The organism is Gilliamella sp. CG25, assembly GCF_046635705.1.
GTDB classification, from domain to species: Bacteria; Pseudomonadota; Gammaproteobacteria; order Enterobacterales; family Orbaceae; genus Gilliamella; species Gilliamella apicola_I.
This window is the reverse complement of the sequence record NZ_JBIDFJ010000011.1, coordinates 1-23,346: the sequence shown is the minus strand read 5'-3', so window position 1 is coordinate 23,346 and position 23,346 is coordinate 1. Positions and strand designations below refer to the sequence as shown.

Here is a 23,346-nt window from a genome sequence, read left to right as displayed (position 1 = left end):
GAAAATGAGTGTCAATCAAAATAATATGGAGTCAAATGAAGAAAATTTGAAATCGAATATCGCTGATGAATTGAAAAATGAGAAAAAATCAAAAGGAATATCATTTAAAACAATTTTCATGTTGATGATTGTTATCGCTATTGTGTTATTTATGTTAGCAAAGGGAATCTTATCGCTCAAAACATCATTAACAGCAGATAGACATGAAGCAGAACCCGAAGTTGTTACTGTTGATAATAGATCATTTAATATTACAAGAAATACTAGAAATCCTGATAATCTTTTACCCCCGAATGATCCAGAAAATGGTGTTGATCCAGAAAATCCAATCCCAAATGAAGTTGAAGTAGAGTCAAAACCCGTAATTATAAAAGGGCGTTTTGGATTAGCTAAAGGTGATGATAAAGATGTAAAACAACAAGAAACTCAACCAATAGTTCAACCAATACCTCAACAACAAAGTTCTGTCGATAACGAAAAAAACAAACAAGGTACCAAGATTGTTAAGGCGGAAGTATTAAAACTTAACCCTAATTTATCAATTTACAGGGGAACATTTATTAAATGCTCATTAAGGACAGCATTGATTAGCCAAATTAGTGGTGATGTTGGATGCATTATCAGTGATGATGTTTATTCGGCAAATGGCACGACCTTACTCATAGAAAAAGGTTCAATAGTTAATGGAGCCTTCAGACGAGCCAGTGTTAATCAAGGTGACGATAGAGTGTTTGTTTTATGGGAAGAGATCAGAACACCCAATAATTTAATAATAAGAATTGATTCAGGGGCGAGTGATGTATTAGGTGGCCAAGGTATTAGTGGTTGGGTTGATAATCATTTTTGGACTCGTTTTGGTAATGCTGTGTTAGTTTCTTTGATGAGTGATCTGTCAAGTGCTGCTGCATCACGATTACAAAAAGAACACACTTTTACTGATTTAAATAATACCACTCAAGGTGGAACGGATGTTGCTAAATCGATAATTGAGAAAAATGTTGATATTCCACCAACAATATATCGTAATCATGGTGATAGTGTTGGTATTTACACTAACCAAGATATTGATTTTAGTGATGTTTATAAATTAGAGTACAGAAAATGATGAATACTATTTTTTGGGAAAATACAGAAGTTTTATTTGGAAAATACCTATCAGATCCGAAAATAAAAGAAATTTGTGTCAATCCTGATGGTGCATTGTGGGTTGAAACTACTGACGATGAATGGATAAAAAAAGAATCGATTGAAAACGATATAAAAAAACCAGGTTCACTTTTACAATCATTTGCCACGACAGCAGCAAATTACAATAATACAAAATTGGGTGAAACTAACCCCTTTTTAAGTGGGACATTAATTAGTGGTGAAAGAATACAATTAGTTTATGCACCCGCATCTAAAAACTTAATTGTAGATATCCGAAAAAATCATAAAACCAATGTACCGTATCAAAAGTATGTTGAACAAGGTTTATTTAATGATATCAAAGCATTTGGTGATAAAAGTAGAGATGATGAAGAGTTAAAAGAACTTTATCTTAGCAGAAATTTCGTCGATTTTATAAAAAAAGCCGTAGCTGTGGGTAAAAACATCATTTTTTGTGGTGAAACAGGATCGGGAAAAACGACCTTTATGAAAAGCTTAATGGAGTTTATACCATTAAATGCACGGTTAATATCTATCGAAGATACAGAAGAATTAGCCTTTTTTAATCATGGTAACTATGCCCAACTTTTCTATGATAGCCAATACAAAGAAGAAGATCCGGTAACGCCATCAAAATTACTAAAAGCATGTTTACGATTAAAACCGACCAGAATTCTACTGGCTGAAATACGAGATCAAGTCGCCTTAGATCTCATCAAAGTAATTGGTAGTGGCCACAATGGAACACTATGTTCTTATCATTCACCTACAGTTGAAATGACTTTTCAAAAAATGGTGACTAATGTAATGGAAAATCCTAAAGCCGTGGGATTAAGTGATAAAACTGTTGCCAAAATGATAGGGTTATCAATTGATGTAGTCATTCAAATGTCAGCTTTTTCTGGTTCAAGAAAAATTACAGAAGTCTATTTTAAGGATGTCGATTATGAAAAGTTATTTAATTAAAGGGTTATTAATTATATTAATAGGATACCTAACAGGTTGTTCAAATCCACCTAAACCACCTAAATTGAATAGTGACAACTATAAATCTGTATATCAAGATCAACTATTTCGATATCCGACAAGTCGACTATCACCTAATGAACAAATTATAAAGGACTTTAAAGATAAATCAGTGATTTATACTGTAGTAGGCGAGCCAATTAAAGAGTCAGACAAAATAACTGTCATTTTTTTAGCAACTCATGCCGATTCTATAAAAATAATTGGCAACAAAAAAAATATTTATCTTTATGAAAATTATTTTAGAAAAATAGGGATTAAATGCCAATTTGTAACAGAAGAAATGGTTGATAAAAATGAATTTGTCACATTTATATTTTCAGGAAAACAGGGGGATAAGATTGTAAAATCAAAATAAAATTTAAAACATATGTTATTAAAAAATAACATGGGAATAGGAAAACAATAAAATAATAAAACTAAATAAAACCAGCGATAACATCTAAAAATAACGAATGATAAGTGTATTAAAAGATGTTATTCAATGATTAAAACAATGAAACACAAATGTATATCAAAAAACGAAATTGATAACATTCAATTACTATAAAAGCAGGTAATATTATGAAAAAAATAAACTATTTTAAAACAATTATCATATTGACTGCTTTTTTTTCATTAAACAGTTTTGCTGATGAAAAAGAAGACTTAGATAGATACCGGTTTGAATATAAAACAATTATGTCAAAAGAACATATATCGCCAATAGAGCAGCTCAAAGCTAGCGATTTAAAAGAGAAAATACAACTTATTGAAAAAAACAACCCATCTTTAAAAGAAGATGACAGAAGTATAATCGATAGGCTTGCCGAAACTAAAGAATCAAAAATAGTTACAAGCTCAAGTCCTGCTAACACAAACGATATAGACTATCGTGAAAACGTGGGAATATCAGATAACCTGACTCATTTTACTAATGACAAAAAAAATCGATTTAATATAAACCAAAAAGATCTTTCTAATGATCAAGCAATAGCTTGTGGTGTTATTTTATGTTTATCTTCAATAACAAGGCCGAGTGAATGTACATCTTATCTTAAAAAATTCTTCTCAATAAAAGTAATTACCAGAGGGATTTTCAATTGGACAAAAACGCTAACAGCAAGAAAATCTTTTTTAGCAATGTGTCCGGTTGATAATGATGACCAAAATTTAAATAACCTAGTCAACGATATTATTCCAAACCAAAAAACAGATTGTACAGCTGACGAATTAAACAACTTGCAAGATAAAAAAGGGGATAGTATAAGAACCATTGCAAAATTACCAGATTACTGTGAAGCATTAGCCAACCATGCCTATTCTGATATCAAACTACCTACCTATCATTGTGATGGAACCTATTATTCAAACAAAGATTGGCGACGAGGTTACAGTGCGATAATAATTAGAGGAAAAAATCCGAAAAAAGAATATGATGCATGGAAGAGTCAAGGAAATAAAGGGCATATGGAAAAAATAAATTTTGGTTATGGTTATTTTAAACATTACCCAATTACCAAAAAATGTTGGAAAGATGAAAATTAAGCTAATTCAGAACTGATTTCTGACATGAAAATATAAACAGCAAACTTTCAATTTAAACAACCAAAAATTGATAATGACTGTTAACGAAAACTAAAAAGTTAATCCTTAACACTAAGGATTAACTTTGTTGGTTAAAATAACAGTGAAATTTATGATTAATGGTATCAAATATTCAACTCACAATCTTTTTTACACACAAAATATCATCTATTGCATCAAACAATATCGTAACTGATTTTAGTCGCTTCTTATATACATAAAAACACTCATGACCAGCAATGGGTAGTTTAAAAGCTATTATGAAAAGGTTTACATAAAATAAATTTTAAAACCATAATCCTAAAATCTCCTACGAATCCTATCGCTAAAAGAAATTAAACAATTAATACATACTTCCTTTTTACCTATTTTGATCAGTAAACAGATAATTATTAAAAAATACGTCAAAATGAATAAGTACCCTTATCGAATAAAAATTTTTCCTAGATAAACCCCAATTTTCTAGAATAAAAGTCTGATTTTTCATTGAGTAAGACAATTATCGCTGTTGGTCTATGTATTTGTTGTCTGAGTTTTTCTAAACTTGTTTGATCAAGTTGAGGGATCTGATTTTTGATTTTTTCCCATTTGGCACGTCTTAGCGAAATTCGACTTTGCTCCCAAGCGTATTCACTATGACTAGAGTAAGGAATAATTTTTTCATTTTGTTGATAAGCTAAATAGATATCAACGCTATCTTCTGATAAACGAGTCGCCACTTCGACTTCGTTATCCCATCCCATTTTTGAATCACGCTTATAACCTTCATTCAAATTTAATACGTTTTGATTGGCGATAGACGATTTACTTAAATTAGCCCCTTGAGCACCATGATAACCTTTTTGTAATCCTGCTGGTGGTTCAAGATCTTGTTCATAAACGGATTCAATTAATTGCCTTGCATCATCCGGCATTTTAATGCAACCTTGCTCGGATAGTATCTTTTGGGTATACCATAAATGAGCCGGATTAGCGTAAACATAACTGGTATTTCGAAAGGCTGGTTCGTCAAGCCAATTCGCGTTAGGTTCAGCTTGCCAATCTGGGGCAAGCACGGTTAGGGTAGGGGGATGGCGTTCATCAAACGATTGATTTTTTTCATTATATGGCTTGATATTGCCCTGTTTATCGCGAACATGCCGTTGTAAACGGCCAGCTCGTTGTATCAATAAATCTATCGGGGCAATATCGCTGATCATTTCATCAAAATCAAGATCCAAGGATTGTTCAATCACTTGTGTTGCTATAATGACTTTTCCTGCACGAATTTGATGATTCGATGTTTTTCCAGCCCATTGTAATGTTTTTTCTTCAATTTCCAAACGGTCACAATACGCAAAACGGCTATGAAAAAGTAGGATTTGTGTATGATCCAGTTGTAAATTGAGTTGAACTTGTTGATATAGACTAATTGCATCTTGTACACTGTTTTTGATCCAGCAAATAATTTTACCTTGTTGTATTGCTTTGCTGATTTTGTCTATTCCTGCTTCAATATTGTTAATCCATTCGATATTTACTTGGCGTTTAACTTCTTGTCGGGTTTCAATCGCTTGTTCAACTAAGCCGTTATGATTAAGCTGTGTCATAAGTGGAAAAGGTAATGACTGTTCTAATTCTAAAACTTGTTTGTTGCCAGTTAAGCCTTTATAAAAGGCATCGAGTAGTTTTTGACGCAGAAAAAAAGGTAATGTTGCTGTCAAAATAATAACACTGCCACCTTGTAACGCATGGTAATGTAATAAGTTTTCAAGTAATTTTACCATGTAACTGTCATAAGCATGAACTTCGTCTAATATCAGTAATTTATGGCGTAATCCTAATAAACGTAACGATTGATGTTTGAAAGGCATAATTGCCATTAACGCTTGATCTAACGTGCCAACTCCTACTTCAGCTAATAACGATTTTTTTCGAGTATCAACAAACCATTCATTACATTCTCCACTCACTGATTGTTCACCCTTGGGGTATTTTTGCTGGCTAATTTCATCGTGATTTAAAATTGTTTGAGTAAAATGCGGATTCATATAGCTAGAGCCATGAGCCAGTACCAGCGAAGGATGGCTATCAGCTTGATATAATTGTTCGTATACTTGAGCGGTACGCTGATAAATAGCATTAGCTGTTGCTTGTGTTGGTAAGCCGATATAGATACCCTGTGCTTTTTTAGCTGTCATAAGCCGATGTGCTAAAATCATTGACGCTTCCGTTTTTCCTGCACCCGTCACATCCTCCATAATAAAAAGTTCTGCACCATTATCAGAAAGTTGACAGGTTAACGCTTGTTGCTGTAGTGGTGTTGGTTTTTCAATGAAAGGAAACAAATTTTTAATATCACTAAAAGGAGTGATTGGCGATGCTGTTGGTAAAGTGGCAATGGCTTTTTCTGCTTTCAACATCGCATGATTATGCCAATATTCATCAAGTGGCATGGGCTGTGAACAAAACGGAAAAAATTGTTCATTTGAACCAAGCCAATCACTGATTACGGTTAAACCCGCAATTAACCAACTTATTTGTTTTAATTTTTTATAATAATTTTTATCAAAAAAATGGCAAGCATGGTGTGCTAGATTGTTATCGACTATAAACAATTGATTCAGTGCGATAATATAGTCTAAAGCCGATTGTTTATCTTGTTCATTAAATGATAAATTACCATAAGCTTCTCGTTCTGGTGGTTTGCCATGATGTCCCGTCATAATAAGTAGCCATGTGTCATATAATTCATCAATATCTTCACTATGTTGTTCAAGCTTAACGTTTGGTTGGTGTTTAAGTGAGTTATTCCATAACCAAAAACCAAGCGAATCATGTCTAGAATTATAGCTTTTAGATGGATCGACGCTGACAAGCTGCGGATGATTGTGTTTAAATAATGCTTGGAATCCATTCGCAAATTTACCAATATCATGCCAAGCCAAAAAATAAGCAAACCAAAGCGCTGCTTGATCGACATCTTTTGCAGAAAAACCAATTTGTTCAAATAATTGCGAAGAGTTAAATAAATTTTGTTTAACTATTTGATAACCACATGCAGCGACATCTAAATTATGATAAGCAAGTAAGTGATAACTACTGTTGTCAGAACTTTGATGGCATTTGCCCCAATATTGATAAAATGGCTGAGTCACTAAATGTATTCCTTGATTGTTTTGCTACTGTTTTGTCCGTTTTATTATTTATGCTTATTTAACTTAATAATTTTCATTAAATTTCGAAAAATTTAGTTTGTTAATATAATACTGTTTAGTATAAAAATGAAACAAAATCTTTTATACTGAAACATAAAGTAAATGTTAAACTTTTTTGATGATTAATTAATTAGTCAGATTATAATGGTGGTTGTACTGGGTGAATTTAGTGCTAATATTTAGATTTTGCTCACTTAATTGAAGTTTGGCAAAATAGAATATTTTAACTGTTGAGGGTAAATAATTTTAGTCATTATCGATGACAATAAAATTTTGCGCTAACAAATAAATTTAAAATTGATTAAAACAGGAATTAAATTAGGATGATTCGTCAGATCAAACCCAAAATAAAATCAGTACTCATTGCTTGTTGTATGAGTGGATTTGTCATTATTCCTCAATCTGTTAATGCCAATCAAACAGAAGACAAAACAACGCAACAAACGTCACAAGCTGTAGAGCAGTCTTCGGATAGTCGTCAGCAAATGGCAATGCGTGACATAGTTCAAACGAACGAACAGATTTATCATAAAACTATTTTTTCGTTATTAGGCGAACCTAAATATCCTGACAATTTTGAACATTTAGAGTATGTGAATCCAAATGCGCCGAAAGGTGGAATTATTAAACTAGCTGAGATTGGTTCGTTTAATAATTTCAATCGCTATGCCAGTCGTGGTGCGCCCGAAAAAAATTCAGGTGCACTATATGATACCCTTTTTACGAATACCGCAGACGATATCACCAGCTTTTATCCATTAATAGCAACGTCGATTACTTATTCTGATAGTTACCGCTGGGCTGAAGTTTTAATTAATCCTAATGCGCGTTTTCAAGATGATCAGCCAATAACCGCTGAAGATGTGGAATTTACCTTTAATAAATTTATGACTGAAGGTGTGCCTCAATATAAAGTCTATAATCAAGGCGTGACGGTTAAGGCTTTAGATACTTATCGAGTTCGTATTGAATTGCCAAAATCCGATCGTGAAAAATTACTTTCGTTTGTCGGCAATATGCGCGTTATTCCAAAACATTTTTGGCAACATCATAATTTTTCAGAACCCTTAACGACCCCACCGGTTGGTAGTGGGCCTTATTTTATTAGTGATTATAAAATGGGGCAATACGTGATTTATCGCCGTAATCCTCATTATTGGGCGAAAGATTTACCCGTTAATCGAGGTTTAGATAATTTTGATGAAAAACGCATAGAATATTATATGGATAGCAGTATTGCATTAGAAGCCTTTAAGGCCGGTGAATATGATTTTCGGGGTGAGTCCCAACCTAAAAATTGGTTTACGCAATATCAAGGTCATTATTTTGACACAAACGATATCATCAAGCAGGAAAAGCCGATAAAAACTGCAACCGACACCAGATGGTTAGCCTTTAATTTACAAAAAGATCTGTTTAAAGATATTAAAGTTCGTGAAGCGATTACGTTAGCATTCGATTTTGAATGGTTAAATCGTGCTTATTACTATAACAGTTATAAAAGACCGACCAGTTTTTTTGAAAATACAATTTATGCTGCAAAAGGAACCCCTACCGAACAGGAGCTAAAATGGCTGAATATCTATAAAGATATTATCCCTGAACGTGCTTTTGGTGATGCTTATTCATTGCCTAAAAGTGATGGTCAGGGTTTTAATCGTGAAAATTTATTAAAAGCCGCCCAATTACTCAATCAAGCTGGCTGGAAAATTGAAAATGGCGTGCTTGTCAATGCAAAAACTAAGCAACCTTTTGAATTTGAACTTATTGCTTACCTTGGTGAAGATATTAAATATGCTATTCCATTTCAGCAAAGCTTATCAAAATTAGGTATTAATATGAAAATTACGTTGTTAGATTCGGCTCAACACTTACGCCGTATGCGTGAACGTGATTATGATATGATGGCTCGTAATTATGGGGCAGTGAATTATCCAACGTCAGATCTGATGATTCTTTGGGGGAGTGAATATCTTAATTCGTCATGGAATGGTTCAGGTTTACATAATCAAGCCATTGACGGTATCATCGCCGAAATCACCAAGAATGTCGATAATCAAGAAGCATTAATCCCACTAGGACGAGCGCTTGATCGTATTCTTACTCAAGAATACCCCATGATCCCCATGTGGTATAATAGCCAAACATTTTATGCTTACTGGAATAAATTTGGGCAACCAGACATCCAACCCACTTATGCAATAGGCGTGGATAGTTGGTGGTATGATGCTGATAAAGCAGCTAATTTATCTAAGAATAAGGAACATTGATATGCTCAATTATCTAATTCGTCGATTGATATTCATTATTCCAACACTGTTTGTTATTTTAACGATCAATTTTTTTATTGTACAAGTAGCTCCAGGTGGCCCAGTTGATCAAGCCTTAGCTATGATAGAAAATGATGCCAATGGTGGACAAAGTTTGTTACCGGGTGGTGAAAGCACTGCATCATCTTCGCTGCATCAAAAAAATGAGTCAAATTATCGTGGTGCTCGAGGACTTGATCCCCAAGTTGTGGCGATGATAGAAAAACAATTTGGCTTTGATAAACCCCTTTTTGAACGTTACATTGATACGCTCAAAAATTATCTTTCCTTTGACTTTGGAAATAGTTTTTTTAAAAGTGAATCGGTTTTAGGATTGATTGCTAAAAGCTTGCCTGTTTCGATTTCTTTAGGGCTTTGGAGTACGTTAATCGTTTATATGATTTCTATCCCTTTAGGTATTCGTAAAGCGGTTAAAGATGGTTCTGCATTCGATTTTTGGTCAAGTATGTTAATTATCATTGGTTATGCAATACCCGTTTTTTTACTAGCTGTTTTATTAATTGTATTGTTCGCCGGTGGCAGTTATTGGGATATTTTTCCGCTTCGAGGATTGATTTCAAATAATTTTGACCAACTCGATTTTTGGGGAAAAGTAAAGGATTATGCTTGGCATATCTGCTTACCAACCATTGCTATGGTGATTAGCGGTTTTGCTTCGTTGACGATGTTAACAAAAAATCTATTTTTAGATGAAATTCGAAAACAGTATGTTATTACTGCGCGTGCTAAAGGCTTAAGCGAAAGACAAATTTTATATAAGCATGTTTTTCGTAATGCGACATTATTGATTGTTTCAGGCTTTCCTGCTGCATTTGTTGGCATTTTATTTACCGGTTCGTTGTTAATAGAGATTATCTTTTCGCTTAATGGTCTAGGATTATTAGGCTACGAAGCGATTATACAACGTGATTATCCGGTAATTTTTGGTTCACTTTATATATTTACCTTAATTGGACTCATCACTAAATTGTTATGTGATCTATCTTACATGGTGATTGATCCACGTATTGACTTTGAGGCTCGTAATTAATGACCACTCACTACTCTATTAATCAACAACGTTGGCAACGATTTAAACATAATCGTCGTGGTTATTATTCGCTTTGGCTATTTTTGATTTTTTTTGTTATTAGTTTATTTTCAGATTTTATCGTTAATGACAGACCAATTTTTATCAAATACCAGAATAACTATTATTCACCTATTTTTCATTTTTATCCGGAAACTGAATTTGGTGGACAGTTTGAAACGCAAACTAACTTTTTAGATCCTCAAATACAAGAAAAAATAGAACAAAACGGTTGGATGTTATGGCCACCTTTTCGTTATACCTATAATACATTAATTTACGATACTAATAGTACCTTTCCGACGCCACCTTCTGCATTGCATTGGCTAGGGACAACAGATGCAGGTTTTGATGTTTTAGCTAATATTTTATATGGTTTTCGCATATCGATGTTTTTTGCCATTCTTTTAACACTTTTTACCTCGATTATCGGCATCATCATTGGGGCTATACAGGGGTATTATGGTGGTAAAGTCGATATGATTGGGCAACGTTTCATCGAAATTTGGAGCGGATTACCTGTCCTATTTGTCATTATTCTTCTCGCAAGCATTTTACCGCTTAATTTTTGGTGGTTACTAGGTATTACTGTTTTGTTCGGTTGGATGGCATTAGCTGGCATAGTAAGAACAGAATTTTTACGTACACGTAATTTTGATTATATCCGTGCAGCAAAAGCAATGGGCGTTAGAAATTATAAAATTATGTTTCGTCATATTTTACCTAATGCCATGGTGGCAACTTTAACCTATTTACCGTTTATTCTTTGTGGCTCAATTACCACATTAACATCGCTTGATTTTTTAGGCTTTGGTTTACCGATTGATTCACCATCGTTAGGCCGTTTATTACTACAAGGCAAAAATAATTTGCAAGCACCATGGCTTGGCATTAGCGCTTTTCTAATTATTGCAACGTTGCTTTCCCTTCTGATTTTTATTGGTGAAGCCGTAAGGGATGCATTCGATCCAAACAAAGGAGTGTATCAATGAGTTTACCTTTATTATCTGTACAAGATTTAAGTATTGCATTCAAAAGACAAGCTCATCTCACTTCGCAAGTGGTCAGTCATATCAGTTTTGATATTCATGAACAAGAGACACTTGCATTAGTTGGGGAATCAGGATCGGGTAAAAGTGTGACAGCACTGTCAATTCTACGCTTATTGCGTAACGAACAAGTGATTTACCCAACTGGGGATATTTTGTTTGAAGGAAATTCATTACTGCATGCCAGCGAAAAATCACTTCGTAAAGTACGAGGTAATCAAATCAGTATGATCTTTCAAGAACCAATGGTATCACTTAATCCATTACATACTGTTGAAAAGCAGCTTTATGAAGTTTTATCATTGCATCGAGGCATGCGACGTAACGAAGCCAGAAGCGAAATATTGCAATATCTTGATCGGGTTGGAATCAAAGAGCCTAAAAATAAATTGTCAGCTTATCCTCATCAATTATCAGGAGGAGAAAGGCAACGAGTTATGATTGCTATGGCAATATTAACACATCCTAAACTATTAATTGCTGATGAACCAACGACGGCTTTAGACGTTTCTGTACAGGCGCAAATTATTCAGTTACTAAAAGAATTAAAAACAGAACTGAATATGAGTATGCTATTTATTTCGCATAATCTAAGTATTGTAAAAAAATTAGCGGATAAAGTGGCAGTAATGCAACAAGGTCAAATCGTTGAATATAATAATAAACAACGTATCTTTTTACGTCCGCAACATCCATATACTCAAACATTATTAAACTCTGAACCAAGTGGTGAACCTATCGTTTTACCTGAAACACCGGGGATACTGCTTAGTGTTAATCATCTAAATGTTGAGGTGACAACGCAAAAACGCTTATTTAGCAGTAAAAAGAAAAAAATTGTTGATAATGTCGGTTTTGTCATTCATCAAGGGGAAACCGTGGGGCTGGTTGGTGAATCAGGCTCAGGTAAAAGCACAACGGCAATGGCGATACTTCGGTTAATAAAATCTGACGGCGATATTTTATTTGATGGTCACCATATTGATCATTTAACCGCTAAAAAATTACTCCCGTTCCGTAGTCGTATTCAAGTGGTGTTTCAAGATCCTTTTTCATCGCTAAATCCTCGTTTTAATGTTGAGCAGATTATTAGTGAAGGATTGTTAACCCATAAAAAACTAAGTAAATCTGAACGAGAACAGGCTGTGATTGATATCATGCTTGAAGTTGGTCTTGACCCAAAAATGCGTTTTCGCTATCCAACAGAGTTTTCAGGAGGGCAACGTCAGCGCATTGCTATTGCCAGAGCATTGATTTTGCGACCAGAATTACTCATCTTAGATGAGCCAACCTCATCTTTAGATCATACAATTCAGCAACAAATTATTTATTTACTTAAATCATTGCAACAAAAGTATCAACTGAGTTATCTTTTTATCAGCCATGATTTAAGCGTAATTTATACTATGTGTCATCATGTTGTTGTTATGAAAGAAGGAAAAATTGTCGAACAAGGATTGTGTGAAAAAGTCTTTTCTGAACCTGAAAATGAATATACAAAAACCTTGTTATCTTTTTTCGATAAACCAATGAAGCTAAAAGTAAAAAATAAAACACTGATTTATTCAGATAAAATCAATGAGCAAGAAGAAAAAGAAAATAAAAAACTAAAAAATCAAGTCAATTGGGCAGACGCGTTGTTGATGCGAAAAGAGTAATAATAAAAATTAACGCATTAACACGCATTTTTAAAAATTATCTTAAATAAACTTTATCAATAAATTATGCAAAAACGAAGACTACCTTTTTTTATCGCACCATTATCCATATTGTTTTCAACTAATGTCATAGCACTGAATTGTCGTGATGATATTACTCAAAATCAAGTTGAAGCCAATAATTATATTTTCCAACTTTATGATTATCTTGATACACCAGCAACGGGAATAAAGCAAGAAATCAGAACGACAACGACCCAAAAAATAGGTATGCAGGAGAATGAAACGAATGCCAATCATTCATTAGAATATGATCCAAACGGACTAATTACGTTAAGTCATTATGAGCTGTATTCTGCTCAAAATAAACGATTATATTCTGAACATCTCCAAAAAATAAATACTGGTTGGGAAAATATTATCGAAGATTTTGAAGATAAAACTAACAGTATAACTCAGTTTACGACTGATAAAGACGGTAAAATTATTCAGTCTCATCAAGTTAAAAAAGCGGTTGATTTTATTTTTATTCAAAATGATAGTTATCAATATGATACCAATCATTGTTTGGTTAATAAAAATGTGCACTGGCAACTTAAAGAAACGGATGAGCAGGGTAACTATACCGGTAATGATTTGAATGGTGTTTCATTATTTACGTATGAATATCAAGATCAAAAACTCGCAAAAGTAGTGACTCAATTTAGTAATGGTTTAAGCAATGAAAGTGATTTTTCTTATCAATATGAAAATAATCGCTTAACGTCAATTCAATCTACTAATTTTACAGACGGTAAGGAGTCAGCTAACTATTTAACTCAATTACTCACCGTCAATGATAAAAAAGATTGGCTTTCGGCAAATAGAGTAAATAAACTTCAACCAGATAAGCAAGTGAACATCGTTAGACAAATCACTTATTATTAATCTTGAAACCATTAGCGTTATCATCTAATAACGCTAATTGCAATTTCAATTTTAATTATTATGTTCTGACAAACAAAATAAAAAGAGCGTGAATCGTCCATGCCAGCGCCAAACCAAAAGTTAACAGTTTTTCACGTTTAGGATGAATATTAAACTGGTGCAAAATCGTTAAAATTTGTTGTAATGCGCACCAAATGGGTAAGCATATCATCAACAGCAAAAAGATTTTACCTTGTTCGCTACTAACTAATTTTAAAATATAGGAGCGTGTTTGGGCATCGCCAAAAGGAATAATCAATCCAATGATAATCATCACAACCGGAACAAAAACAGCTGCCCACGTACCGCCTAAGGCATATAATCCTTTGATAACAGTATTATTCGAACGTTTAGTTTCGGATTCTTGAATTTTCATGATTTAAACACCACTCATCTTAATATCAATTTAATTAATAACACTGATACGGCAATTGTGATTATCCATAAACAGGCGATGAGTAACCAAGCTTGAGTTTGCTTATTATCAGTCGTTAATGATAATGCTTTAGGGACTTTTATAAACCAAATTATGCTATGTAACAGTGCCGACAAGAGTGCTACACAATTAAGTACAACCACAACGGGTTTTTGTAAAAAGAAGATAAAGCGGTAAAACTCATCTTGTCCAACCGCATTCGTGTACATACAAACTACCCCATAAGTTAAAACAAAACTGATCCATAACATTGAAAACGGCGTAATTTTGCTAAAGATCGAAAATATCAAGGATACCTTGGTTTTTACCTGCCCATTATCAAGCTGATGAGGATTGTCTAGGGGATTTTGATGATTATTTAGTGGAAATTTAGTGTTATTTTTAGAATTCATAACTCTCTCAACATTAGATTTATCTACCAGCTTTTACTTTTTATATCAGTTTCACAATAGCTTTTAACAAGCAATTATAGTGGCAAACCGACTTAATGTCGCTAGTTTAATATAAGTAATGTTAAAGATTTTACCGTTCTAAGGTTGCACATAATGTGCGTGATTTTAATTGTTAGAAAGCTAAGTAAAAAAATTAAATCAACAAACAATACAAGTTATTAAATGAAAATTTTTTAAAGATTTGTGCTTGATCACATTTTTAACATTAACTTATCGTAAAATATGTAATTTTTGGGTTAAATAAGTTTAGGTGATTTTAACATAGGAAATCCCCACGATAGTGGGGAACTGATTGTAAATTTTATCTTCCGTTGGTTTAACCCTATTAATATAAGGAACATTAAATATTATATCATAACAATACTGAGATAGTAATTTGAGAAGAAAATTTTAATTCGTATCTTCCGTCTTTGATTTTTTTGTTGCAATGATTTTTTATTGTAGTATATTAATCATGGTTGGTTACAAGATAGCCAACAGGTTTGGCGTTTCATGTAACCCCCATGGATTAGTGCTCCTTGAGTATACATGTATTGCTAATGTTTTAACAATATTATTTATAAAGGAGATAATGTGAATTTTCTAAAATTCTTTTATCAATTACTGACTAAAACTAAAAATTACGGACGTTTTAACGAATTATCTTGTTTTTTTAAACTCACTAAAAAAATAGATGAAAATAAAAAATACAGTTATACATTCATTTTTAAAATCAATAAATTAATTCTGTTTGTGTGTTATTTTATAATCTCATAACGATAATCGGTGTCAGATCACGGCATCGATTTTATATGAAATAAAGGAGTAAAATTTGTCTACTTTATCTTTATTAGACGAAAAATGGATACCGGTTGTTCATTTCGATGGTCATCTTAGTAAAATTCAACCTAGCCAACTGGTTGATGAAACCATTTCAGATTTAGCTTATTTAAGACCCGATTTTCAAGGTGCGGCTTACCAGTTTTTGATTGGTTTATTACAAACCACACTATCGCCCGAAGATAATTCAGAGTGGCGAGAATATTGGAATAATGGTTTTTCATTACAACAACTAACCGAAGCGTTTGAACAAGTCAGAACTGCTATGCAATTTGGCCCAACAAAACCTTCTTTTATGCAAGATTTTGCACCGTTAAATGGGAATAAAGTTCCTATATCGGGTTTATTGGTTGAAGCCCCGGGCGAGAATGCATTAAAACGAAATACCGATCACTTTATTAAACGAGATTTCGTCAAGGCAATATGCCCACACTGTGCTGCTATGGCGCTGTTTACGTTGCAAACTAATGCTCCGTCGGGTGGTCAAGGACATCGAGTGAGTTTGCGTGGTGGAGGGCCTATCACGACTTTAATCATGCCTGAACTGAATAAACCGACTCCATTATGGAAAAAATTGTGGTTAAATGTGATCCCTTTAGATGATGGAGAAAAACCGCAGCAGTTTGATGCATCAGTTTTTCCTTGGCTAGCGCCAACGCAGACCAGTGAACCACCAAAAAATTTAAGTCTATTTCCTGAACAAGCTAATTACTGCCAAGCTTTTTGGGGAATGCCTCGGCGAATTGAGTTAGATTTTCATCAAACTGAGCAGGGGCAATGTGACATTTGTGGTGAATTATCAAAACAACTGATTACCCAATATCAAACCAAAAATTATGGCATTCAATATCAACATTGGCTACATCCACTAACACCCTATCGAATAGATAAAAAAACAGGTGAACAACTTGCTATTAAAGGGCAACCGGGCGGCTTAGTATATCGAGATTGGTTAGGTATGGTGAGTGCCAATGATGATACGCATTCGGCTAGAGTGGTTACCACCCATCTTGATCGAAACTTTAAAGATAAACAACACTATCATTTATGGTGTTTTGGTTACGATTTCGACAATATGAAAGCCCGTTGTTGGTATGAACACACATTCCCTGTCTACCCAGATTTGGCGGATCCTAACAGTGATTTAAGAGAGATAATCGCACAAGCTTTAGCTCTCAGTAAAGATACATTACCGATTTTGCGTAAAGCGATGACGACAATCAATAAGCAGACAGTCATCCTTGAAATTGCCTTTTGGAAAGAAACGGAATTGCCATTTTATCAATTGTTAAAACAATTAATTGAACAAAAAGATAATTCTAGTGGTCGGCAACCATTGTTAGTTGATTGGGCTAAGACATTATTAGATTATATTATCCAAATCTATGATAAAGCCGCATTTGGCGATCCTAATCAACCTTTAAAACACTTTAGAAATAATAAAACGAAACAAGAATATTATATTAAGATTAGTGCCAGAGAAGTGTTGTGTTCTGATTTTTTTAAACTTACGTATTTCGGGAAAATTAAAATAGCAAATAGCCTTGCTTGTGAAATGGAGAAAAAGATGTCAAACAGCTTTATGAGAAAGTCGATTCTTCTCAATGAAAATCACAAAAAAATCATTGATGATTGGTTTTCGATGTTGCAACAACGATTATGTGAATTTAATGGAGGTACTTATAATGGACGACAATTACGTGCAGAGCTACGTCGTACAACGTTGCTTGAAAATATATACTCACAGGAAGGTTATGCTATTTTAAATAAAGCTCTATATGATCATAATATTTCATCATCTAGTGATATTCGAATTGAACTACTTGCATTAGCTTGTTTTACATGGGTAGCCTCGTTTGCCAATGCCAATAATGACAATGCGCCTTTTGCTGCACAATTAAGTGAAAAAGTTAGAGGGGGTGAACGTAACTTTTTATCCCGTCTTCGTTTCGATCAACTTTTAGCGAGCAAAACGCCCGATGAGTTTTGTCGTCGTTTAATTCAAGCGATAAAAATACGTGGTGATAATGGTGTCAATCTCTTTTCGTTGGCTGATGGCATCTTTTTATGGGTAAGAGAGTGGCATGAACGTCAACAAAATTTACCTTCCAATTCTGATCCATTTAAACGTCTTTCTGTTCGTTGGGCAATGGATTATAACTCAACTAAAAAAACTTCTAAGGAATAATTAATATGAGTACATTTATTCAATTACATTTACTAACGGCTTATGCCCCTTCTAATTTAAATCGTGATGAAGTTGGACGACCTAAAACTGCTGTAATGGGTAATAGCGATCGTCTACGGATTTCTTCTCAAAGTTTAAAAAGAGCATGGCGTACCTCAGATTGTTTTTATCAATCTTTAAGTGATCATATTGGTGTGCGTTCACGTCGATTTGCAAGAGATTGGGTATACGATCCGATGGATAAACACGGAATTCCTGAAAAAATAGCCAAAGAAAGTGCCATTAAAATTGCAGGACAATTTGGTAAACTTAAAAATGAAAAAACACCAAAAGATCCGCTGACTAATATCGAGATTGAACAGTTAGTTCATATCAGTAACGATGAACAACACGCAATTGCCTCGTTAGTTAAACAATTAATTAGCGAAAAAAGGATTCCAACAGATGACGAAGTTAAACTATTACGCAAACAAAATAGCAGTGTTGACATAGCCTTGTTTGGTCGAATGTTAGCGGATAGTCCTGCATTTAATGTGGATGCTGCCTGTCAGGTTTCTCATGCTCTAGGGGTTAGTTCAGTCACAATCGAAGATGATTTTTTCACTGCTGTTGATGATTTAAATAATAAAGAAAAAGATGCGAGTTCAGGGCATTTAGGCCAACGTGGATTTGCCTCGGCACTGTTTTATACTTATATCTGTATTAGTCGTGATTTACTTCTTGATAACTTAAATGGTGATGAAGCATTGGTTGAAAAAACACTAAAAGCATTAACCGAATCTGCTGCCAAAGTGGCGCCAACTGGTATGCAAAATAGCTTTGCATCACGTGCTTATACCTCTTATTTATTGATTGAAAAAGGTACTCATCAACCACGTTCTCTTGCTGTTGCTTATTTCAATCCTATCCAAAGCCAAGATATAGTGAATGATGCCATAACTCGATTAGAGCAACAGTTAGATAAGTTTGATCATGTTTATGGTCAATGTGCGGATGATCGCTACAAACTCAATATTGAAAGTGGAGAAGGGACACTTGCTGCTGCATTAACGTTTGTTGCGCAAAAATAAGGAGCGGTCAAGATGATAAAACATCTTATTTTTCAGATTTATGCACCGCTCACATCGTGGGGAGAGCCGGCTGTTGGCGAAGTTCGCCACAGCAATATTATTCCTTCTCGTTCGGCTGTATTAGGTTTTTTGGCGGCAGCATTAGGTATTCGGCGTAATGATGAGTGTATTGATGCTTTCAATCAGCATTATTATGTTGGAGTTCGCCCTTTTGTTGATAAGAGTCGTTGGTTTAGTGATTTTCATACTATTCAGATGCCAAAGGCGAATAAAAAAGACGTATTTTATACTCGTTTTGATAAAATACGTCGTAATCCTCAAGATCTTGAAACTCTACTTACCAAGCGTGAATATTACAACGATGTCTATTATCAAATTATCATTACCGAAACAAAAAGCGCCCCTTATTCTGTAGAGCAGATAAAGCAGGCATTATTAACGCCTGTCTTTCCACTTTATGTGGGCAGGAAAAACTCGCCATTGTCATTGCCATTAGCGCCGGTGATTTATGAAGGTGAGCTTAGTGATGCTTTTGTCTTCGCTGATGACCATTATCGTCAATATCACCAATGTGATTCAATCCTTAAAGATTTAATTGATAGTGATGCTAACGAATACTATTGGGATCATCCTGATCAAGAAGCGCATTTTGATGTAATTAAAATACAACTTCGACAAGATCAGCCCATTAATCGGAAGCGTTGGCAATTTATCAATCGTCAGCAATATACAGGACACTTAAAAAGGAGCGAATAGATGTATTTTTCGAAAGTCGAGCTAAAACTTGAGCGGCTTCCTTATGTGATGCAACAAAAAAGGTGGTCTGCTGGTGAATATGCTATGCATCAATGGTTATGGCAACTGTTTCCTGATGAAAATAAACGTCCATTTTTATTTCATAAAGATCAAAAGACTAAAAAATCTCTGTTTTATCTTTTATCTGAAGTTGCACCGCTTACCAATCATGAATTATTTAAAGTCGATACAAAACCTTATGCACCGCAATTAACAACAGGGATGAAGTTAAGTTTTTTATTACGTGCCAATCCTGTTGTCATGAAACAAGGAAAACGTTGTGATGTGATGATGAATGCTAAGTATCAGGCTAAACAACAGGGATTATCATCGAATGAGATCAAAGATCTGCAATATCAAGCGGCCATAGATTGGTTGATTAAGCAAAGTGAAAAACGTGGATTTTCATTACAGCAAAATAATCATTCAGCAGTCTGCTGTAATGTTATCAGTTATAACCGACATCTGCTTAATAAAAAGTCAGAACTTAAACCAATTCGTTATAGTAGTGTTGATTTTGAGGGTGTATTGACTGTTACAGATCCAAAACTATTTTTAGCTACACTTTATCAAGGTATCGGTAAAAGCAAAGGATTTGGCTGTGGACTATTTTTAATCAAACACTGTCAATAGGATATTTAATATGGTGTATGTTCCACTGAATCCTATTCCTTTAAAAAATAGAACATCAATGATCTTCCTACAATATGGACAAATTGATGTTTTAGATGGTGCTTTTGTATTAATAGATAAAACAGGCGTTAGAACCCACATTCCCGTTGGTTCTATTGCTTGTATCATGCTTGAGCCCGGTACACGAGTATCACATGCAGCGGTTAGATTAGCCGCAACTGTGGGGACACTGTTAGTCTGGGTAGGTGAGGCTGGCGTCAGAATGTATTCGACAGGTCAACCTGGGGGAGCCCGTTCGGACAAATTACTTTATCAAGCAAAATTAGCTTTGGATGATGAACTTCGTCTAAAAGTTGTCAAAAAAATGTTTGAACTGCGATTTGGTGAGCCGGCTCCTAGCCGACGTTCTATTGAACAATTACGAGGTGTTGAAGGCGCTCGTGTACGTGCAACTTATGCATTACTAGCTAAAAAGTATCGTGTTAAGTGGCATGGACGTAAATATGATCCCAAAGATTGGCAAAAAGGCGATACGGTCAATCAATGTATCAGTGCTGCTACTTCTTGTCTTTATGGTATTACCGAAGCAGCGGTTTTGGCAGCTGGTTATGCACCAGCTATCGGTTTTGTGCATAGCGGAAAACCGCTCTCGTTTGTTTATGATATTGCCGATATTATAAAATTTGATACAGTGGTACCCAAAGCGTTTGAAATTGCTGCTAAAAATAGAGCTGACCCTGATCGTGAAGTGCGCATTGCTTGTCGCGATATTTTTAGAAGTCAAAAAACATTGACGACATTAATTCCACTGATTGAAGAGGTATTATCCGCTGGAGGTATTGAACCTCCACCGCCTCCTGATGATGTACTACCACCTGCGATTCCAGAACCTCAATCACTTGCCGATAGTGGCTTTAGGAGCCATTAATCATGAGTATGTGTGTTGTGGTGACTGAAAATGTCCCACCTAGATTAAGAGGACGCTTAGCTATTTGGTTATTAGAAATCAGAGCTGGTGTTTACATAGGTGATATTTCCAGACCGGTAAGGGAGATGATTTGGCAACAAATCATCGAGCTTGCTGAAGAAGGGAATGTTGTACTTGCTTGGGCAACCAATACTGAGTCTGGATTTGACTTCCAAACTTATGGTACTAACAGAAGAGTGCCGGTAGAACTCGATGGACTCAGGTTGGTATCTTTTTTACCTATTGAAAATCAATAAGTTAAAGTTCTTTAAAAATTAAAAAAATCTGGTAGAATTTCGTGGTCGCTATAAGTTTAAATAAAACAAATAGCTACGTTTAGAGTGTTCCCTGTATACACAGGGATAAACCGCGAATGAACTCGACCAATACTTTGATTGATAGGTGTTCCCTGTATACACAGGGATAAACCGAGCTGTGCTCGCTCCCTCTAGCGCCACAGTTGGTGTTCCCTGTATACACAGGGATAAACCGATATCCTAATAATCAAACAATAGCAGAGAGGTGTGTTCCCTGTATACACAGGGATAAACCGGAGCTAAATAATGAATTTACGAGAAATTATAAGTGTTCCCTGTATACACAGGGATAAACCGATTATTCAAAAATCAGCCATGATTAATGATGCGTGTTCCCTGTATACACAGGGATAAACCGTGTGTAAATGAGCCGAAATTCTCAACAGGGGCGTGTTCCCTGTATACACAGGGATAAACCGCTCGGTACAGAATAACCAAGCTCTAACAACATGTGTTCCCTGTATACACAGGGATAAACCGTGCGCAGGTATTCGATATCCCGCTCCAACTCAGTGTTCCCTGTATACACAGGGATAAACCGCCGTTATATTGATGATTACTAACTCGGGGCACGTGTTCCCTGTATACACAGGGATAAACCGTCCGTTCAATTATTATAAAGATCTATCGGAAAGTGTTCCCTGTATACACAGGGATAAACCGGAGGCTAAATTCCCAACGAATGATAAAAATATGTGTTCCCTGTATATACAGGGATAAACCACATTAGCGAATGGTCATTTTTTAGGTTTTCTTTTATAAGCTTTAATAACCGACCTGCCTTCAATTTACACTCTTCTAGACTAATAAATAGTAGTTAGTACCAAGCTTAATCTTAAACACTTAACATTGCTATCTTTATAATTTAATTAGAAAATCATTCTAAAAAACTTGCATTAAATGGTAAAACAATGTAGTTTACATATTTAAAAAAAGTTATCAAAATTTATATTTCAAAATAATTAAAAACAAAACCTATAATTTCTAGGAATGATATGGATATAAGGCAGTTGTTTTCGGATTGTTTCAACGTGCAATCAAATAACCGATTACCCATTTATGGTAATTTCTGGTATTTTCATGATGATTGGTATCTCAATTTACAATCATCATCTTGTCAATTCGCTAACTCTTTTTTGCTATTAATAGCTCACCAATCATACCCACAAAACTCACTTACAACATTATTATCAAAATGATATTGGACTGTCTAAATAACAGGCATAAAGTCCGACAAATGCGAAATATACAGGAGTAACCCATGGCGAACAAAATAACCACCCTTATCAATCAAGTCGGTGAAAGTTTACTGAATGAATTAACGGGCGAGGTAAGCCATAATCGCTACACCTTAACGGTTGATAATCTGATTTCGCCGATTTCTGTTTTACACGTACAAGGTGATGAACAGCTCAACCAGCCATGTCATTACACCATTGATTTTACCAGTCCAGATAAAACCTTATCGCCCGATGATATACTCAATCAAAAAGCGTCATTTTCCTTTAATCCTGCGGTTAAAAATGTACTGGCAACGGCGATTCGTTCCCTAAGTGACCTGCCTGTCGAGAGTGACTTACGTAAAATATATGGCGTTATCACCCGTTTTAGTTTGTTATCGGTCAGTAAAGAGCAGGCACATTATAAGATAGTGTTATC

At 34.7% G+C, this 23,346-nt stretch carries 18 protein-coding genes, 1 pseudogene and 1 CRISPR repeat array; of the genes and pseudogenes, 16 read left to right on the top strand and 3 right to left on the bottom strand.

Features of this window, described 5'->3' with window-relative positions; genetic code table 11:
• Nucleotides 1-4: 4 nt before the first annotated feature.
• The 4 genes from ACGH6P_RS09010 (at nucleotide 5) to ACGH6P_RS08995 (ending at nucleotide 3,702) form a co-directional block, all read left to right on the top strand.
• Nucleotides 5-1,105, top strand: coding sequence for a TrbI/VirB10 family protein (locus tag ACGH6P_RS09010; RefSeq protein WP_267351512.1), 1,101 nt, complete (start codon nucleotides 5-7; stop codon nucleotides 1,103-1,105).
• Nucleotides 1,102-2,115, top strand: coding sequence for a P-type DNA transfer ATPase VirB11 (gene virB11 / locus ACGH6P_RS09005; protein WP_081299148.1), 1,014 nt, complete (start codon nucleotides 1,102-1,104; stop codon nucleotides 2,113-2,115). The genes ACGH6P_RS09010 and virB11 overlap by 4 nt, the downstream gene beginning before the upstream one ends.
• Nucleotides 2,096-2,533, top strand: coding sequence for a hypothetical protein (locus tag ACGH6P_RS09000; RefSeq protein ID WP_065559001.1), 438 nt, complete (start codon nucleotides 2,096-2,098; stop codon nucleotides 2,531-2,533). Before virB11 ends, ACGH6P_RS09000 begins: the two co-directional genes overlap by 20 nt.
• Nucleotides 2,534-2,739: 206 nt before the next feature.
• Nucleotides 2,740-3,702, top strand: a complete 963-nt coding sequence (locus tag ACGH6P_RS08995) for a TrbM/KikA/MpfK family conjugal transfer protein (RefSeq protein ID WP_411597312.1) — start codon at nucleotides 2,740-2,742, stop codon at nucleotides 3,700-3,702.
• A gap of 482 nt (nucleotides 3,703-4,184) precedes the next feature.
• Here the strand turns inward: ACGH6P_RS08995 and cas3 are convergent, their stop codons facing one another.
• Nucleotides 4,185-6,878, bottom strand: a complete 2,694-nt coding sequence (gene cas3, locus ACGH6P_RS08990; protein ID WP_411597311.1) for a CRISPR-associated helicase Cas3' — start codon at nucleotides 6,876-6,878, stop codon at nucleotides 4,185-4,187.
• Nucleotides 6,879-7,423: 545 nt separating this feature from the next.
• Here cas3 and ACGH6P_RS08985 point away from each other — a divergent pair.
• From ACGH6P_RS08985 to ACGH6P_RS08965, 5 genes are all read left to right on the top strand, one after another.
• Nucleotides 7,424-9,208, top strand: a complete 1,785-nt coding sequence (locus ACGH6P_RS08985) for an extracellular solute-binding protein (RefSeq protein ID WP_411597323.1) — start codon at nucleotides 7,424-7,426, stop codon at nucleotides 9,206-9,208.
• 1 nt (nucleotide 9,209) lies between these two features.
• Nucleotides 9,210-10,298 (top strand): microcin C ABC transporter permease YejB, encoded by a 1,089-nt coding sequence (locus ACGH6P_RS08980; RefSeq protein WP_267360850.1) that lies wholly within the window; start codon nucleotides 9,210-9,212, stop codon nucleotides 10,296-10,298.
• The gene (locus tag ACGH6P_RS08975; RefSeq protein ID WP_267360852.1) at nucleotides 10,298-11,329 is read left to right on the top strand and encodes an ABC transporter permease; all 1,032 of its coding nucleotides are present in this window, start codon (nucleotides 10,298-10,300) and stop codon (nucleotides 11,327-11,329) included. Before ACGH6P_RS08980 ends, ACGH6P_RS08975 begins: the two co-directional genes overlap by 1 nt.
• A complete protein-coding gene (gene yejF, locus ACGH6P_RS08970) occupies nucleotides 11,326-13,044 on the top strand; it encodes a microcin C ABC transporter ATP-binding protein YejF (protein ID WP_411597310.1) in 1,719 nt (572 codons plus the stop codon). Before ACGH6P_RS08975 ends, yejF begins: the two co-directional genes overlap by 4 nt.
• Nucleotides 13,045-13,110: 66 nt before the next feature.
• Nucleotides 13,111-13,971, top strand: coding sequence for a hypothetical protein (locus ACGH6P_RS08965; RefSeq protein ID WP_267360856.1), 861 nt, complete (start codon nucleotides 13,111-13,113; stop codon nucleotides 13,969-13,971).
• A 58-nt stretch (nucleotides 13,972-14,029) separates the two neighbouring features.
• Here the strand turns inward: ACGH6P_RS08965 and frdD are convergent, their stop codons facing one another.
• Together frdD and ACGH6P_RS08955 are read right to left on the bottom strand one after the other, a co-directional pair.
• The gene (frdD, locus tag ACGH6P_RS08960) at nucleotides 14,030-14,386 is read right to left on the bottom strand and encodes a fumarate reductase subunit FrdD (protein ID WP_411597309.1); all 357 of its coding nucleotides are present in this window, start codon (nucleotides 14,384-14,386) and stop codon (nucleotides 14,030-14,032) included.
• A 14-nt stretch (nucleotides 14,387-14,400) separates the two neighbouring features.
• On the bottom strand, nucleotides 14,401-14,838 hold the full coding sequence (locus tag ACGH6P_RS08955; protein WP_411597308.1) for a hypothetical protein: 438 nt from the start codon (nucleotides 14,836-14,838) through the stop codon (nucleotides 14,401-14,403).
• Nucleotides 14,839-15,709: 871 nt separating this feature from the next.
• On the opposite strand from ACGH6P_RS08955, the gene casA reads away from it, so the two are divergent.
• The 7 genes and pseudogenes from casA to ACGH6P_RS08920 all read left to right on the top strand — a co-directional run.
• Nucleotides 15,710-17,905, top strand: a complete 2,196-nt coding sequence (gene casA, locus ACGH6P_RS08950) for a type I-E CRISPR-associated protein Cse1/CasA (protein WP_411597307.1) — start codon at nucleotides 15,710-15,712, stop codon at nucleotides 17,903-17,905.
• A 5-nt stretch (nucleotides 17,906-17,910) separates the two neighbouring features.
• Nucleotides 17,911-18,975 carry a type I-E CRISPR-associated protein Cas7/Cse4/CasC gene (cas7e, locus tag ACGH6P_RS08945; RefSeq protein WP_411597306.1) on the top strand — a complete coding sequence of 355 codons (1,065 nt, stop codon included), beginning with the start codon at nucleotides 17,911-17,913 and terminating at the stop codon, nucleotides 18,973-18,975.
• Between the two features lie 12 nt (nucleotides 18,976-18,987).
• A complete protein-coding gene (gene cas5e / locus ACGH6P_RS08940) occupies nucleotides 18,988-19,731 on the top strand; it encodes a type I-E CRISPR-associated protein Cas5/CasD (protein WP_411597305.1) in 744 nt (247 codons plus the stop codon).
• Nucleotides 19,732-20,403 (top strand): type I-E CRISPR-associated protein Cas6/Cse3/CasE, encoded by a 672-nt coding sequence (cas6e, locus tag ACGH6P_RS08935; protein ID WP_411597304.1) that lies wholly within the window; start codon nucleotides 19,732-19,734, stop codon nucleotides 20,401-20,403. It abuts the gene before it with no gap.
• A 10-nt stretch (nucleotides 20,404-20,413) separates the two neighbouring features.
• Entirely contained in the window at nucleotides 20,414-21,331 is a 918-nt protein-coding gene (cas1e, locus tag ACGH6P_RS08930; protein WP_267351532.1) for a type I-E CRISPR-associated endonuclease Cas1e, read from the top strand.
• 2 nt (nucleotides 21,332-21,333) lie between these two features.
• Complete coding sequence (gene cas2e, locus ACGH6P_RS08925; RefSeq protein ID WP_220216475.1) at nucleotides 21,334-21,627, top strand: type I-E CRISPR-associated endoribonuclease Cas2e; 294 nt, start codon at nucleotides 21,334-21,336, stop codon at nucleotides 21,625-21,627.
• A gap of 84 nt (nucleotides 21,628-21,711) precedes the next feature.
• Nucleotides 21,712-22,411: a CRISPR direct-repeat array (repeat unit 29 nt; unit sequence GTGTTCCCTGTATACACAGGGATAAACCG).
• Between the two features lie 537 nt (nucleotides 22,412-22,948).
• A pseudogene (locus ACGH6P_RS08920) lies at nucleotides 22,949-23,346 on the top strand (hypothetical protein); the annotation flags it as partial.

Coding starts and splice junctions, on each gene's coding strand:
- ACGH6P_RS09010 (WP_267351512.1), top strand. CDS start 5: ATGAGTGTCAATCAAAATAATATGGAGTCAAATGAAGAAAATTTGAAA.
- virB11 (WP_081299148.1), top strand. CDS start 1,102: ATGATGAATACTATTTTTTGGGAAAATACAGAAGTTTTATTTGGAAAA.
- ACGH6P_RS09000 (WP_065559001.1), top strand. CDS start 2,096: ATGAAAAGTTATTTAATTAAAGGGTTATTAATTATATTAATAGGATAC.
- ACGH6P_RS08995 (WP_411597312.1), top strand. CDS start 2,740: ATGAAAAAAATAAACTATTTTAAAACAATTATCATATTGACTGCTTTT.
- ACGH6P_RS08985 (WP_411597323.1), top strand. CDS start 7,424: ATGGCAATGCGTGACATAGTTCAAACGAACGAACAGATTTATCATAAA.
- ACGH6P_RS08980 (WP_267360850.1), top strand. CDS start 9,210: ATGCTCAATTATCTAATTCGTCGATTGATATTCATTATTCCAACACTG.
- ACGH6P_RS08975 (WP_267360852.1), top strand. CDS start 10,298: ATGACCACTCACTACTCTATTAATCAACAACGTTGGCAACGATTTAAA.
- yejF (WP_411597310.1), top strand. CDS start 11,326: ATGAGTTTACCTTTATTATCTGTACAAGATTTAAGTATTGCATTCAAA.
- ACGH6P_RS08965 (WP_267360856.1), top strand. CDS start 13,111: ATGCAAAAACGAAGACTACCTTTTTTTATCGCACCATTATCCATATTG.
- frdD (WP_411597309.1), bottom strand. CDS start 14,386: ATGAAAATTCAAGAATCCGAAACTAAACGTTCGAATAATACTGTTATC.
- ACGH6P_RS08955 (WP_411597308.1), bottom strand. CDS start 14,838: ATGAATTCTAAAAATAACACTAAATTTCCACTAAATAATCATCAAAAT.
- cas7e (WP_411597306.1), top strand. CDS start 17,911: ATGAGTACATTTATTCAATTACATTTACTAACGGCTTATGCCCCTTCT.
- cas5e (WP_411597305.1), top strand. CDS start 18,988: ATGATAAAACATCTTATTTTTCAGATTTATGCACCGCTCACATCGTGG.
- cas6e (WP_411597304.1), top strand. CDS start 19,732: ATGTATTTTTCGAAAGTCGAGCTAAAACTTGAGCGGCTTCCTTATGTG.
- cas1e (WP_267351532.1), top strand. CDS start 20,414: ATGGTGTATGTTCCACTGAATCCTATTCCTTTAAAAAATAGAACATCA.
- cas2e (WP_220216475.1), top strand. CDS start 21,334: ATGAGTATGTGTGTTGTGGTGACTGAAAATGTCCCACCTAGATTAAGA.